The sequence below is a fragment of the Sphingomonas sp. LT1P40 genome (assembly GCF_036663835.1).
In the GTDB taxonomy this organism is placed as follows: Bacteria; Pseudomonadota; Alphaproteobacteria; order Sphingomonadales; family Sphingomonadaceae; genus Sphingomonas.
In genome coordinates this window covers 1,034,238-1,048,444 of record NZ_JAXOJT010000002.1, presented here as the reverse complement: position 1 = coordinate 1,048,444, position 14,207 = coordinate 1,034,238, and the positions used below count along the sequence as shown (strand labels likewise).

The window sequence follows — 14,207 nt, the reverse complement described above, 5'->3', positions numbered from 1 at the left end:
GACACGTCATGGCAGAGGCAGCACTGAAACCGCAACGACGCATTGGCGTCCTGCTTCGCGGGATGGTGATCGCGGGCGCACTGGCGATCTCCGCCTGCGTGCGTCCGTCCGGCCCGCCGCCGGAGCCGGTTCGTCCCGGCCCCGCCGCCCCGACTCGCCCCGGACCCGCCATCCCGGTTCGCCCCGGCCTGCCCGAAGAAGATACTGCACGGCACCGCGTCGCGCTGCTCGTCCCACTGTCGGGCAGCAATGCCGGGGTGGGCCGCAGCCTAGCCAACGCCACGCAGCTGGCGATCCTGGATACCAAGGCGGAGGGTGTCCGCATCACCACTTATGACACCGCCACCGGTGCCGCCGCCGCTGCCCAGCGCGCCGTGGCCGATGGCAACAAGCTGATTCTCGGGCCGTTGCTGGCCGAAGATGCGCGCGCCGTCGCCCCGATCGCGCGCCGTGCGGGCGTGCCGGTGCTCAGCTTCTCCAACGACACCGGGGTGGCCGGCAACGGCACCTATATCATGGGCTATTCCCCGGCCCAGTCGATCGAGCGCGTCGTCGATTATGCCCGGCGAAGCGGAATTACCGAATTTGCCGGCCTGATGCCCAGCGGCCTTTACGGCGAGCGTGCGTCGACTGCATTCCTCCGCGCGGTCGAGGGGGCCGGGGGCCGGGTCATCTCACTCGAGAATTACAGCCGCGCTCCGGGCGCGCTCAATCAGGCGATTGCGAAAATCGGGCGCTCGCCATTTCAGGCGGTGCTGATCGCCGACAGCGCCAGTGGCGCGGTGACCGCGATTCCCGGCATCCGTCGGGTCAATCCCACGGCGCGGGTGCTTGGGCCGGAGCTGTGGAACAGCGATTCGGGCGTGGGCGGGCTGACCGCGCTCAACGGCGCATGGTTCGCCAGCGTGTCCGACACCCGTTACCGCACCTATGCCGGCAAATATCGCGCACGCTTCAGCGCAGCGCCTTATCGACTGTCGGCACTCGGCTATGATGCCGTTCTGCTGACTGTGCGCATCGCGCGCGACTGGCGGCCCGGCGATGCGTTCCCGACCGCGCGGCTGACCGATCGTATCGGGTTCGGTGGCCTTGACGGCTTGTTCCGTTTCGACCGTGACGGCGTCGCGGAACGTGCGCTGGAGGTGCAGGAGATTCGCGGCGGCACGACCGTGACGGTCTCGCCCGCGCCTGCCGGGTTTGGCGGACGCTAGGTCCGCACGACCTCGCGCAAAATTGCCTCCAGCACCGGCATGCCTGCCGCAGTAACGCGCAGGCGATCGGGGGTGCGCGCAATCAGTCCGTGCGACTCCAGCCGCGCGATGGCCGCATCGTCCAGATTACGTGCGTCGATCCCGGCAAGGCCGATCCCCTCCGCCAGCCGCAGGCCCATCACCAGTCGTTCGGTCACGCGTTCGGACGCCGTCAGCGCGTTCTCCTCCTGCGTGCCGTGACCGTTGCGGTCCACCGCCCCGATCCAGTTCTCCGGCTTCTTATGGCGAACCGTGGCAAAGCCGCCCCGTCGCCCGTGCGCGCCGGGACCGATCCCGGCATAATCGGTATAGCGCCAGTAAGTGAGGTTATGGCGACTCTCCGCGCCGGCACGCGCATGATTCGACACCTCGTATAGCGGCAACCCTGCCGCCCCGGTCAGCGCCTGCGTCACATCCCAAAGATCTGCGGCGCTATCGTCGTCGGGAATCGTCAGCGCCCCCTTCGCCGCCAGCGTGGCAAAGCGCGTGCCCGGCTCGATCGTCAGTTGATAGAGCGAAAGATGCTCGGTCCCGAACGTCAACGCGCGCGCCAGTTCCGCCTGCCACGCCGCGACGCTCTGGCCGGGCCGGGCATAAATCAGGTCGAAGCTCACCCGCCCAAAATGCCGCTGCGCCGTGGCCAGCGCTGCCAGCCCCTCATCCACCCCGTGCGCACGACCGAGAAACACCAGCGCATCGTCATGCAACGCCTGTAGCCCCAGCGACACCCGGTTGACGCCCGCTGCCGCCAGATCCGCAAATCGCGCCGCCTCGACCGAGGACGGGTTCGCCTCCAGCGTAATCTCCAGCCCGTCCACCGGCGTCCACGCCGCCGTCGCCGCGTCGATCACCGCCGCCACCGTCTCCGGCGGCATCAGCGATGGCGTGCCGCCACCAAAAAAGATCGACCCCAGCCGCCGCCCCGGCAGCAACGCCACCTCATGCGCCAGATCGGCGAGCAGCGCCTTGCGCCACGCCGCCTGATCCACCACCTCGCGGACATGGCTGTTGAAATCGCAATAGGGGCATTTGGACACGCAGAACGGCCAGTGGACGTAGAGCGCGAGCGGATCGGAACGGTTCATCTTGTCCGCGCTATGGGCGTGTTCGGGACATTTCGGAAGATGGACCGAAAAATGCTGTTGCTACCCCTCCTCCTGCTCGCCGCCTGCTCCCCGCAGCAGGAAGCGCCCCCACCGGAACGATTTGTCGAGCAACGCCCGTTCGAGGGTGACGCGGCGCGCGGGGCCGAGCGTATGCAAACCGCGATGATGACGATGCACAACACTGCGCGAGCGTCCGCACGCGTCCCCGAACTCATCTGGGACGACGCCCTGGCCCGCGATGCCGAGGGTTATGCGAAGGAGCTGGCCCGACGGGGCAAGTTCGAGCATTCAAAACAACCGCGCGGCAATCCGCCCCAAGGCGAGAATCTGTGGACCGGCACGCGCGGCGCCTATCGCTATGACGAGATGGCGCAACACTGGATCGACGAGCGGCGGCATTTCGTGAACGCCGCGATCCCGAACGTCAGCCGGACGGGAAAATTCGCCGATGTCGGCCACTATACCCAGATCGTGTGGCGGGGCACGACGCGCGTCGGCTGTGGCTTTGCCAGCAACAAACGCGACGATTATCTGGTGTGCCGCTATCTGGCGGCCGGGAATGTGTGGGGGCAGAAGGCACTTTAACGCATCAGACCCGCAGCCCGCAGCGCATCCTCGATCACTTTGCCGACCCCGGCCGCATTGCTATTGGCGGGTTCCGGCTCGATCCTTTTCAGCGGGACGGCCTTCGCGCGCGGCGGCGTTGGCGGCGCGGCATCGATGATTTGCGAAGAGGCATTGTCGAGCAAACCCCAGAACGCCGCGATATGCCGCGTCGATGAGATCCCCGTCTCCAGCATATGCGGCCCGCTTTGCCCGCAGGCCTGCTCGCCCGTGGCGGCCAGCGGCGTGCCATGACCCATGCCGGTCACCCGATAATCCTCGATCACGGGTCGTCCGTCGGCATCGTTCCACACGCGATGCGGAAAGCCGTCCACCTTATCTGTCCGGTCAGGATCGGGTGCGATGCCATGCGTCGCCAGCCATTGTTGCAGGATGGCGTCCGCATTCGATTGCGCGACGACGTGATCGGCGGTGCCATGCCAGATCGAGACTGTCGGCCATGGCCCACGATGCGAAGATGCCGCCGTGATCGCGGTAGCCAGCGATGCCGAACTGGGCTCGCCACGACCCCGCATCCGCTCCAGCGCCTGTGGCACGCCGGCGGCCGATCCGAATGGCAGACCGGCAATGATCGCCCCACCGCTAAACAGGTCCGGATAGGTTGCCAGCATCGTCGATGCCATCGCTCCGCCCGCCGACAGGCCGGTGACATAGATGCGCGACCGATCGACGCCGTGACGCTTGGCGACCTCGTCGATCATCTGAACGATCGAAAGCGGTTCGCCCATGTCGCGGCGGCTGTCCCCCGGCTCAAACCAGTTGAAGCACAGGTTGGAATTGTTCGCGCGGCGCTGTTCGGGAAACAGCACGATAAAACCATGTCGGTCGGCCAGCTGCGACCAGCCCGACCCCAGGTCGTAGCCCGCCGCATTCTGCGTGCAGCCATGCAGTACGACGACCAGCGGCGCGGACGCCGCCGCCCCCTCCGGCACATGGTAATATGCCCCCAGTGCGCCCGGGTTGGAGCCGAAATCGACCAGTTCGGTTAGCCGGGTAGCGGTGGAACCCGACGCATGCATCGGCTGCGCGCGCAGCTTTGCCAAACGTGCGATGGTTTCGGAAAGGGGTTGCATAAGGCGCTCCTGCAGCCGGTGAGCCGAGATGGCCGAACAGCTTTAGAACGCATCATATCATCACGAGTTGCTGCGGTGCAGCATTAATTCTCGCAGTGGTGAATGAAATTGCCCGTTTGCCTCATATAAACTCGGCGGGCCATCGCCATGCTGTAACGTCAGAACACCGCCGCAACCAATTGTCCGAACGCGTCCGCGCGGTGACTCATCGCATGCTTGGCCTCGGGGTCCATTTCGCCGAAGGTCTGTTCATGCCCGTTCGGCAGGAACATCGCATCATAGCCAAAACCGTTGCTCCCACGCGGCGGCCAAACGAGCGTCCCGTCGACGCGCCCCTCGAACCACTCGACATGCCCGTCCGGCCACGCCAGCGCGAGCGCGCACACGAAATGCGCATCGCGCGACGCATCCGGCCCGGTATCGGCGATCGCCTTCTCGACCAGCTCCATCGCCACGCCGAAGTCCTTCGACGGCCCGGCCCAGCGTGCGGAGAAAATGCCGGGATCGCCCTTCAGCGCCTCGACGCACAGCCCGCTGTCGTCGGCGAGCGCGGGCAGGCCGGACAGGTCCGCCGCTTGCAATGCCTTCAATTCGGCATTGGCGACGAAGGTGGTGCCGGTTTCCTCCGGCTCCGGCAGGTCGAGCGACGCCGCGCTGACCGGCTCAATCCCGAACGGCGCGAGCAGCGCCTTGATCTCGCGGACCTTGCCCTCATTATGGCTGGCAATAACCAACTTGCCCGGTTGCAGCTTGCGGATCGCCTGCGGATCGCGGCCCTCCCCGCTCACCGCCCGGTCGCCTTCAACTGCGCTGCGAAAATGTCGTTGCAACCGATGCGGGCGAGGCGGAGCAGACGGAGCAGCCCTTCCTCGTCATAGGTCGCACCCTCGGCGGTCGCCTGAACCTCGGCAATCTTGCCATCGCCGAGCAGCACAAAATTGGCGTCGGCATCGGCGTCGCTATCCTCGGGATAATCGAGGTCGAGCACCGGAATGCCCTTGTAGATGCCGCAGCTGATGCCCGCGACCTGCTGCTGGATCGGGTCGGCGGTCAGCTGGCCCGACGCCATCAGCTTGTCCACGGCGAGGCGCAACGCCACCCACGCCCCGCTGATCGACGCGGTGCGGGTGCCGCCATCCGCCTGGAGCACGTCGCAATCGAGCGTGATCTGGCGCTCGCCCAGCAGTTTCAAATCGGTCACCGCGCGCAGCGACCGTCCGATCAGCCGTTGAATTTCCTGCGTGCGGCCGGACTGCTTGCCCTTCGCCGCCTCACGCGAGCCGCGCGTATGCGTCGCGCGGGGAAGCATGCCGTACTCGGCAGTGACCCAGCCCTCGCCCTTGCCGCGCATCCACGGCGGAATACGGTCCTCGATGCTCGCGGTCACCAGCACCTTGGTATCGCCAAAGCCGATCAGGACGGAGCCTTCGGCATGAACGGTGAAATTAGGCTGGATCGTGATTTCACGCATCTGGTCGGGGGCGCGGCCGCTTGGGCGCATAGGGAATCTCCTTGGGTCTGGCGGCAGCACCTAGACGGCACGAGCGGAACGCGCCAGTCTCTGCGGCGGTCTGTGTCAAATGGCCGGTGGAGCGTGACGATGAAGCGGTTGGGATTGGTCGTATTGCTAGGACTGGCGCTGTCGGCATGCGCACGCACCCCGCGACCCGCCGACCCAACGCCACCACTCGCACCGCAGCCCGAGAAAATCTTCTACGCCGCCTTTGCCTGCAAGGGCCCCTGCCCGGTGTTCAAGGTCGAGCTGCGCGGCGATCAATCCGGCCTGTTCACCGGCACCGCGCATACCCGCTTCACCGGCACCGCGAACTTCCCGGTCACGCCCGCACAACTGGCGGCGTTCAAGGCGGCACTCGCGCCCTATCGGCCAAAGGGTGAGCGGCGGATCGAACCCGGCACAGCCGAATGCGCCCGCGCCGCAACCGACATGCCCGGTGTCGAAGTGCGCTGGGGCGAGGGCAGCAAGGCCGACCGCCTCTATCTCTATTTCGGCTGCGACCGCGAAACGCACCGCGCGATGGCCGATGCGCTCGGCAACGCCCCCGACCTGTTGCCGCTGAGCATGCTGCTGGGCGAGCGCCCTTGAGGCGCGCGTGCGGCACGCTACATGGGTCGGTGTGACCACACCCCCCATCCATGAGCTGACGGACCGCGCGCGCGACATTTTCCGCATCGTCGTCGATTCGTATCTGGAGGCGGGTCAGCCCGTGGGGTCACGCACCATTTCGCGCGTCTCCCCGCTCAACCTCTCCCCCGCGTCGATTCGCAACGTGATGCAGGATCTGGAGGAGTTCGGACTGCTCGCCTCCCCGCACACCAGCGCGGGGCGCGTGCCGACCGAGCAAGGCTTGCGCCTGTTCGTCGACGGGATGATGCAGGCGGCTGCCCCCTCCGCCGAGGAACGCGCCGCGATCACCGCACGCGCCGATGCCGGGGGACCGGTCGAGGATGCACTGGCCAACACCACCGCCGCGCTCTCCGGCCTGTCCGCCTGCGCAGGCCTGGTGCTGGTTCCAAAGGCGGAGCGCGTGCTGCGGCAATTCGGCTTCGTGCCGCTCGGCGACAATCGCGCGCTGGCGGTGCTGGTCGGTGCCGACGGGTCGGTCGAGAATCGTGTCGTCACCCTGCCCGCAGCCATGCCCCCCGCCGCACTGGAGCAGGCGGCGAACTATCTGACCGCAACGCTGGGCGGCCTTACGCTGAGCGAAGCCCGCGCCAAGATCGAACGCGAATTGCGCAGCGAACGCGCCGCGCTCGACACCGCGGCGCGCGCGCTGGTCGAGCAGGGGCTGGCGATCTGGTCGCAGGATGGCGACGACCGCCCCGTGCTGATCGTGCGCGGCCAGGCGCGATTGCTCGACAGCGCCGCCGCCGACGATCTCGACCGCGTCAGCCAGCTGCTCGACGAGCTGGAGGGCAAGGAGGAAATCGCCCGCCTCCTCGACAGCGCGCGCGAGGGGGAGGCGACGCGCATTTTCATCGGCAGCGAGAACAAGCTGTTCGCCCTGTCCGGATCGTCGGTGATCGCAAAGCCGGTTCGTGCCTTGGACGGTCGCGTGGTCGGCGTGGTCGGCGTGATCGGGCCGACAAGGTTGAACTATGCGCGCGTCGTGCCCATGGTGGATTTCACGGCGGCAACGCTCGCCAGACTCCTCACCTGAAGTGTAGAAAACAGGACTTATGACCGAAGACGAAAAGACCGTAGCGCCCGAGGATCTCCGTCAGGAAACCGCGGACGAAGCCCCCGAAGTCGCCGAGCATGACCGCGTCGCCGAGCTTGAGGCCGAACTGGCCGAATCGCGCTCCGCCACGCTCTATGCCCGGGCCGAGGCGCAAAACCTGCTGCGCCGCGCGCAGAAAGAGGCCGAGGATGCGCGCACCTATGCCGCCACCGGTTTTGCCCGCGACATCCTCTCGGTCGCCGACAACCTCGCGCGCGCGCTCGCTGCGATCCCCGAGGATTTGCGCGAGGACGAAAAGTGGAAGGGGCTGGTCGTCGGTCTCGAAGCCACCGGCCGCGAACTGGACAGCGTGTTCGGCCGTCACGGCATCTCGAAGATCGTGGCACTTGGCGAAACCCTCGACCCCAACCGCCATCAGGCGATGATGGAAATGCCATCCGCCGAAGCCGAGCCGGGCACGATCGTGCAGGAAATCCAGTCGGGTTACATGATCAAGGATCGGCTGCTGCGTCCCGCACTGGTCGGCGTGGCGAAGAAGGCGGATTGATCATCAAATCCTCCCCCCGCAAGGGGGGGTGGCAGCCGTAGGCTGACGGAGGGGGCGGATGCCAGACCATCGGCGGCTGGGGTTCCCCCCCTCCGTCGCTTCGCGCCACCTCCCTCTGGCGGGGAAGGATTGAACTATGGCGCACCGCCCCCGCTTCCCCTATCTGCGCTCCCATGTCCGCGCGCTTTGACTCCGTCCCTCACCGTCGCGCGATCGTCGATCGGCGGGCGCTGGCCGATGAGCTTGCTGCGCTCGACGCGCCGGACACGATGCGGCTGCGACAGGCGGCGGCACTGCGGCTCAAAGCGGCGCTCGAAGTGGGTCGCGCGGAAATTGCCCGGCGGCTGATCGAACACCCTGCCAAGGGCCATGAAAGCGCGGCGAGCGGTGCGTTCCTGATGGACCAACTGCTGCGCGTGCTGTGGGATTTCACGCTGGCGCGGCTCTATCCCAACAGCAACCCCAGCACGTCGGAGCGCATGGTGCTGCTCGCGGTCGGCGGCTACGGGCGCGGCGAAATGGCGCCGTACAGCGATGTCGATATTGGCTTCATCACCCCGTGGAAGCAGACCAGCTGGAGCGAGCAGGTCATCGAATCGATGCTCTATTCGCTATGGGACATGGGGCTGAAGGTCGGCCACTCATCGCGCTCGCTCGACGAAATGGTGCGGGAGGCGAAAGCGGATGTGACCAGCCGCACCGCGCTGCTCGAAGCGCGCTATGTATGGGGCGACACCGCTTTGTATGACGAGGCGGCGGCGCGTTTCCGCAACGAAGTGCAGAAGGACAGCGCCCGCACCTTCATCGCACAGAAGCTGGACGAACGGAACGAGCGGCACCGCAAAATGGGCGACAGCCGTTATGTCGTCGAACCCAATATCAAGGAGGGCAAGGGCGGGCTGCGCGACCTCCACACGCTCTTCTGGATCGGCAAGTACACCTACAATGTGACTGAGCCGGGCGAACTGGTCGGCGCGGGATTGCTGACGAAACTGGAGTATCGCCAGTTCCGGCGGGCGGAGAATTTCCTGTGGGCGGTGCGCTGTCACCTGCACAATCTCGCGGGACGCGGTGAGGACCGGCTGACCTTCGACTTCCAGCGCGAAATCGCCGAGCGCATGCGCTATGCCGACCGGCCCGGCAAGTCGAAGGTAGAGCGCTTCATGCACTTCTACTTTCTGCAGGCGAAGATGGTCGGCGATTTGACCGGCGTGTTCCTGGCGCATCTGGACGAGAAATTCGCGGCACGCGGCAGCCGCTTCGGCCTGCCCCGCATCCGCCGCTCGCCCGCCAAGCTGAAGGGCTTCGTGCTCGATCGCGGACGCCTTGCGCTGCCACGCGACGACTTTTTCGCCGAGGAGCCGGTGCGGCTGGTCGAGTTGTTCGCGCTGGCCGATTTGCACGGGCTAGAGGTGCATCCACTGGCGATGCGCACCGCCGCGCGCGATGCGAAACTGATCGCCGACAAGCGTAACGATCCCCGCGCCAACGCCCTGTTCATGGACGTGCTGACCTCGCCGCGCGATCCCGAAACCGTGCTGCGCTGGATGAACGAGGCGGGCGTATTCGGCCAGTTCGTGCCCGATTTCGGCCGCGTCGTCGCGCAGATGCAGTTCGATATGTACCACCACTTCACCGTCGATGAGCACACCATTCGCGCGGTCGGTCTGCTGGCCAGCATCGAGAAGGGCGACAAGCGCGACGATCATCCGCTGGCGACTGGCATCCTCGACCAGATCGCATCGCGCCGCGCGCTGTACGTCTCGGTACTGCTGCACGACATCGCCAAGGGGCGCGGCGGCGATCACTCGGTATTGGGCGCGGAGATTGCGATCAAACTGTGTCCCCGGCTCGGGCTGAGCGCGGCGGAGACAGAGACCGTCGCGTGGCTGGTGCGCTGGCACCTGCTCATGTCGGCCACCGCGTTCAAGCGCGACCTGTCCGACTTCAAAACGATCCTGGATTTTGCTGATGTCGTGCAATCGCCGCAACGGCTGATGATGCTGCTCGTCTTGACCATCGTCGATATCCGCGCGGTCGGCCCCGGCGTGTGGAATGGGTGGAAGCGGCAGTTGCTCACCAATTTGTACGACAGTGCGGAAGAAGTGCTGCGGCTCGGCCACAAGCAAAAGGGCCGCAACGAACGCATCGCAATCAAGCAGGAAGTACTGACGGCAGCGGTCGGTGCCGGGAATGCCGGTGCGGTCGCAGATTTCATGCGCCGCATGCCCGATGCCTATTGGGTGGCCGAGCCCGAGGATGTGATCGAACGCAATGCACGGCTGATCGCTCGAGTCGGCGATGCCAATCTGTCGGTCGAAGCGACGGTCTATCCCGATCGCGGCGCGACCCTGGTCACCGTCTATGCTTCGGATCACGCCGGACTGTTCTATCGCATCGCAGGCGCGATCCACGCGGCGGGCGGCAACATCATCGACGCGCGCATCCACACCACGCGTGACGGCATGGCGATCGACAATTTCCTCGTTCAGGACCCGCTGGGCCGCCCGTTCGACGATTCAGGCCAGCTTGCGCGGATCGAGGTCGGAATCGCCGACGCGTTGGCCAATCGCGCCAAGCTGACCGAGCGGTTGGCGGCTAAGCCGCTGCCCCGACTGCGCGCCGATGCCTTCAACATCGAACCGGCGGTGCTGATCGACAACAAGGCGTCGAACCGCTTCACCGTGATCGAAGTCAACGCGCGCGACCGCCCGGCGCTGCTTCACCACCTCGCCTATGCGCTGTTCCAGTCGAAGGTGACGATCCATTCAGCGCACGTCGCCACCTATGGCGAGCGTGCGGTCGATACATTCTATGTGACCGATCTGACCGGCGACAAGATCAACGCCGTGCTGCGGCTGAAATCGCTGGAACGGCGCATGCTGGATGCGGCGATCGGACATGGCGAGTTCTCGAACGCGGCGTGACCTGATAAACCCGGCCTGACCGGTGGGAGAGAATCACATGGGCGTGCTGGGCATGGGCGGGCTGTTTTTCCGGGCGAAGGACCCGGATGCGCTGAACAGCTGGTATCGCGAGCATCTGGGCATAGGCGGTGGTTGCGCCGCCGAGGATTCGCCCGAACCACCCAATGAATGGGTGTGGCAAACGCTGGGCGGACCGATGGTGTTCGCGCCGTTCAAGGCCGACACCGACTATTTCGCCGCCGACAAGCAGTTCATGCTCAACTTCCGCGTGCGCGATCTCGACGGGTTGCTGGAACAGCTCAACGCGGCGGGCATCGCCATCATCACCAAGGATGAATGGGATTCGCCCGAAGTCGGCAAATTCGCCCGTATCCACGATCCCGAAGGCAACGCCATCGAGTTATGGGAGCCGCCGACGGGGTGAACTCCAACGCCGTCACCCCAGCGAAAGCTGGGGTTTCAAGCCGCACACCGAACGCTTGTGGCACGAGACCCCAGCTTTCGCTGGGGTGACGGCAACAACTTACTTCGGCGACAGCACCATCAGCATCTGACGGCCCTCCATCCGGGGATAGCTCTCCACCTTCGCATCCTCCAGGCAATCGTCCTGCACACGCTTCAACAGCGCCATGCCCAACTGCCCGTGGCTCAACTCACGACCGCGAAAACGCAAAGTAATCTTTACCTTGTCACCCTCACCGATGAACTTGTGGACCGCCTTCATCTTGGTCTCATAGTCATGGTCGTCGATGTTCGGACGCATCTTGATCTCCTTGATCTCCTGCGTCTTCTGCGACTTGCGGGCGAGGTTCGCCTTTTTCTGCGCCTCGTATTTGAACTTGCCGACATCGAGATATTTGGCGACCGGCGGATCGGCGTTGGGCGACACTTCGACCAAGTCGAGGCCCAGCCCCTGTGCCTGCTCGATCGCCTCTCGCGTCAGCATCACGCCCAGATTCTCACCCTCGTGATCGATCACGCGGACTTTGGGCGAGACAATGAATTCGTTGAAGCGCGGACCCGAAAGGGTCGGTGGCGCGAAGCCGCGCCGGGACATGGGAGGACGGATGGATGCTTCTCCTGTGGCAGTTATAACGATTTACGATAGCGCAAGAACGCACGGCGGGACACCCCTGCCGCGCGCACTAGACGAAATAGCCACACGCTGTGGCGCGCGGGTTACGACACCATATCGGGTGCAAGTGCCTCGGACGCAAGCCAGACGATCGCTTCATCGAGACTCATCACCTTCTGACCCTCGCCGCCAAGCGAGCGAACCGCGACCGTCCCCTCCTCCGCCTCACGCTTGCCGACCACCAGCAGATGCGGAACCTTGGCCAGCGAATGCTCACGCACCTTGTAGTTGATCTTCTCGTTGCGCAGATCGCTCTCGACGCGGATTCCCGCCGCTTTTAACCGCGCCACTGCATCCTTCGCATAATCGTCGGCATCCGACACGATCGTCGCCACCACCGCCTGAACCGGGGCAAGCCACACCGGCAGCTTGCCCGCGAAATGCTCGATCAGGATGCCGATGAATCGCTCATACGACCCGAAGATCGCACGATGCAGCATCACCGGCCGATGCCGCTCGCCATCCTCGCCGACATAGCTCGCGTCGAGTCGGTCCGGCAGCACCCGGTCGGACTGGATCGTCCCGACCTGCCACGTCCGCCCGATCGCATCGGTCAGGTGCCATTCCAGCTTCGGCGCATAAAACGCCCCCTCGCCCGGCAATTCTTCCCAGCCATAGTCGGGCGTATTCAGCCCCGCCGCCGCCACCGCATTGCGCAGCTCGGTCTCGGCCATGTCCCACATTTCCTCGGTCCCGAAGCGCTTCTCGGGCCGCAACGCCAGCTTGATCGAGTAGGTAAACCCGAAATCCTTATAGACCCGGTCGGCAAGCGCACAAAATGCCTTCACCTCCTCGACGATCTGGTCCTCGCGGCAGAAGATATGCGCATCGTCCTGCGTGAACTGCCGCACGCGCATCAAGCCATGCAGCGCGCCATGCGGCTCGTTGCGGTGGCAACAGCCATTCTCATAAAACCGCAGCGGCAGGTCACGATATGACTTGATCCCCTGACGAAAGATCAACACGTGCGCCGGGCAGTTCATCGGCTTCAGCGCCATCCACTCGGCATCGTCCGACACGATCGGGCCTTCGTCGGCGACGTTCGGCACTTCGTCGGGGATCACGAACATATTCTCGCGATATTTGCCCCAATGGCCTGACTGTTCCCACTGGCGCGCGTCCATCACCTGCGGCGTCTTGACCTCGCGATAGCCGGCTTCGTCGATCGCGCGACGCATATACGCCTCCAGCTCGCGCCAGATCAGATAGCCCTTGGGGTGCCAGAACACCGACCCGTGCGCCTCGGCCTGCAAATGGAACAAGTCCATCTCAGCGCCCAGCTTGCGATGGTCGCGCTTGCCCGCTTCCTCCAGCTTGAGCAGATGCGCGTCGAGCTGCTTCTTGTTCAGCCAGCCGGTGCCGTACACGCGGCTCAGCATCGCGTTATTCTGGTCGCCGCGCCAATAGGCCCCCGACACCCTCGTAAGCTTGAACGCAGCCGGATCGAGCTTGCCGGTCGACGCCATGTGCGGCCCCCGGCACATGTCCAGCCACGCGTCCGAGCCACTGCCCGCGCGATAGACCGTCAGTTCCTCACCCTCGGGCAGTTCCGCCGCCCATTCCGCCTTGAACGTCTCACCCTGTTGCTGCCAGCGCGCGATCAGATCGGCGCGGCTCCACACTTCGCGGATCAGCGGCTGGTCCGCCGCGATGATCCGGCGCATCTCCGCCTCGATCGCGGGCAGGTCATCCTCGGTGAACGCCCGGTCCCTGGGGGCGAAGTCGTAATAAAAGCCATCATCGGTCGACGGCCCGAACGTGATCTGCGTCCCCGGAAACAGATGCTGCACCGCCTCGGCCAGGATATGCGCAAAGTCATGCCGCGCCAGCTCCAGCGCATCCGCCTCGTCCCGCGACGTCACCAGCGCCAGCTGCGCGTCACCCTCGAACGGGCGGTTGATATCGCGCAATTCACCATCCACCCGCGCGGCAATCGCCGCCTTGGCGAGACCCGGCCCGATCGCCGCGGCGATATCGGCGGGCGTGGTCCCCGGCGCGACCTCACGGACGGAGCCATCGGGGAGCGTGATTGAAAGTAGATCGGCCATCATCTGTCCTGCGTATTTGGCGTGCCTATGCACGGGCGCGCGGCGCTAGAAAAGGGGCAGGATCGGGAGAGCAGCGCCATCTCACCCGATCCCGGGCAAGAGGCGGTGGCACCGGCGTCAGCCGAACGCGACCAAACCTCCCGCCGAAGCGGGGCTGGTGGCAGTGGTCGAGGCGAACCGCTGAGCCATGCGGCGGAGATAAGCGATCCCGGTTAACAAAGCCAGAGGGCCAACAATCCTCCCCCGCCAGGGGGAGGTGGCGCCGAAGGCGACGGAGGGGGAGGACACCCCAACGAT

The 14,207-nt window shown here is 65.4% G+C and carries 13 protein-coding genes; 7 read left to right on the top strand and 6 right to left on the bottom strand.

All coding sequences use genetic code 11. The features are described 5' to 3' along the window. Positions 1–8: 8 nt before the first annotated feature. Positions 9–1,211, top strand: a complete 1,203-nt coding sequence (locus U1702_RS16700) for a penicillin-binding protein activator (RefSeq protein ID WP_332726301.1) — start codon at positions 9–11, stop codon at positions 1,209–1,211. On the opposite strand, the gene hemW is transcribed toward U1702_RS16700, so the two are convergent. Next, the gene (gene hemW / locus U1702_RS16695) at positions 1,208–2,335 is read right to left on the bottom strand and encodes a radical SAM family heme chaperone HemW (protein ID WP_332726300.1); all 1,128 of its coding nucleotides are present in this window, start codon (positions 2,333–2,335) and stop codon (positions 1,208–1,210) included. The genes U1702_RS16700 and hemW overlap by 4 nt on opposite strands. Positions 2,336–2,386: 51 nt before the next feature. On the opposite strand from hemW, the gene U1702_RS16690 reads away from it, so the two are divergent. After that, the gene (locus U1702_RS16690) at positions 2,387–2,941 is read left to right on the top strand and encodes a CAP domain-containing protein (protein WP_332726299.1); all 555 of its coding nucleotides are present in this window, start codon (positions 2,387–2,389) and stop codon (positions 2,939–2,941) included. Here U1702_RS16690 and U1702_RS16685 read toward each other — a convergent pair. The 3 genes from U1702_RS16685 to rph form a co-directional block, all read right to left on the bottom strand. Continuing rightward, entirely contained in the window at positions 2,938–4,053 is a 1,116-nt protein-coding gene (locus U1702_RS16685) for an extracellular catalytic domain type 1 short-chain-length polyhydroxyalkanoate depolymerase (protein ID WP_332726298.1), read from the bottom strand. The two genes, U1702_RS16690 and U1702_RS16685, sit on opposite strands and share 4 nt — an antisense overlap. A 158-nt stretch (positions 4,054–4,211) precedes the next feature. Further along, entirely contained in the window at positions 4,212–4,841 is a 630-nt protein-coding gene (gene rdgB, locus U1702_RS16680; protein ID WP_332726297.1) for an RdgB/HAM1 family non-canonical purine NTP pyrophosphatase, read from the bottom strand. Beyond that, the gene (gene rph, locus U1702_RS16675; RefSeq protein WP_332726296.1) at positions 4,838–5,554 is read right to left on the bottom strand and encodes a ribonuclease PH; all 717 of its coding nucleotides are present in this window, start codon (positions 5,552–5,554) and stop codon (positions 4,838–4,840) included. Before rph ends, rdgB begins: the two co-directional genes overlap by 4 nt. Positions 5,555–5,653: 99 nt before the next feature. On the opposite strand from rph, the gene U1702_RS16670 reads away from it, so the two are divergent. The 5 genes from U1702_RS16670 (at position 5,654) to U1702_RS16650 (ending at position 11,151) form a co-directional block, all read left to right on the top strand. Beyond that, positions 5,654–6,157, top strand: coding sequence for a DUF6438 domain-containing protein (locus tag U1702_RS16670; protein WP_332726295.1), 504 nt, complete (start codon positions 5,654–5,656; stop codon positions 6,155–6,157). Positions 6,158–6,188: 31 nt separating this feature from the next. Next, positions 6,189–7,232, top strand: coding sequence for a heat-inducible transcriptional repressor HrcA (gene hrcA, locus U1702_RS16665; RefSeq protein ID WP_332726294.1), 1,044 nt, complete (start codon positions 6,189–6,191; stop codon positions 7,230–7,232). A 19-nt stretch (positions 7,233–7,251) separates the two neighbouring features. After that, on the top strand, positions 7,252–7,800 hold the full coding sequence (grpE, locus tag U1702_RS16660) for a nucleotide exchange factor GrpE (RefSeq protein ID WP_332726293.1): 549 nt from the start codon (positions 7,252–7,254) through the stop codon (positions 7,798–7,800). A gap of 173 nt (positions 7,801–7,973) precedes the next feature. Then, positions 7,974–10,727: a [protein-PII] uridylyltransferase gene (locus tag U1702_RS16655; protein ID WP_332726292.1), complete on the top strand. Its 2,754-nt coding sequence runs from the start codon at positions 7,974–7,976 to the stop codon at positions 10,725–10,727. A gap of 37 nt (positions 10,728–10,764) precedes the next feature. After that, positions 10,765–11,151 carry a VOC family protein gene (locus U1702_RS16650; protein WP_332726291.1) on the top strand — a complete coding sequence of 129 codons (387 nt, stop codon included), beginning with the start codon at positions 10,765–10,767 and terminating at the stop codon, positions 11,149–11,151. Positions 11,152–11,250: 99 nt separating this feature from the next. Here the strand turns inward: U1702_RS16650 and infC are convergent, their stop codons facing one another. Then, on the bottom strand, positions 11,251–11,784 hold the full coding sequence (gene infC, locus U1702_RS16645) for a translation initiation factor IF-3 (protein WP_332726290.1): 534 nt from the start codon (positions 11,782–11,784) through the stop codon (positions 11,251–11,253). 122 nt (positions 11,785–11,906) lie between these two features. Further along, positions 11,907–13,910 carry a threonine--tRNA ligase gene (thrS, locus tag U1702_RS16640; protein WP_332726289.1) on the bottom strand — a complete coding sequence of 668 codons (2,004 nt, stop codon included), beginning with the start codon at positions 13,908–13,910 and terminating at the stop codon, positions 11,907–11,909. Positions 13,911–14,207: the final 297 nt, after the last annotated feature.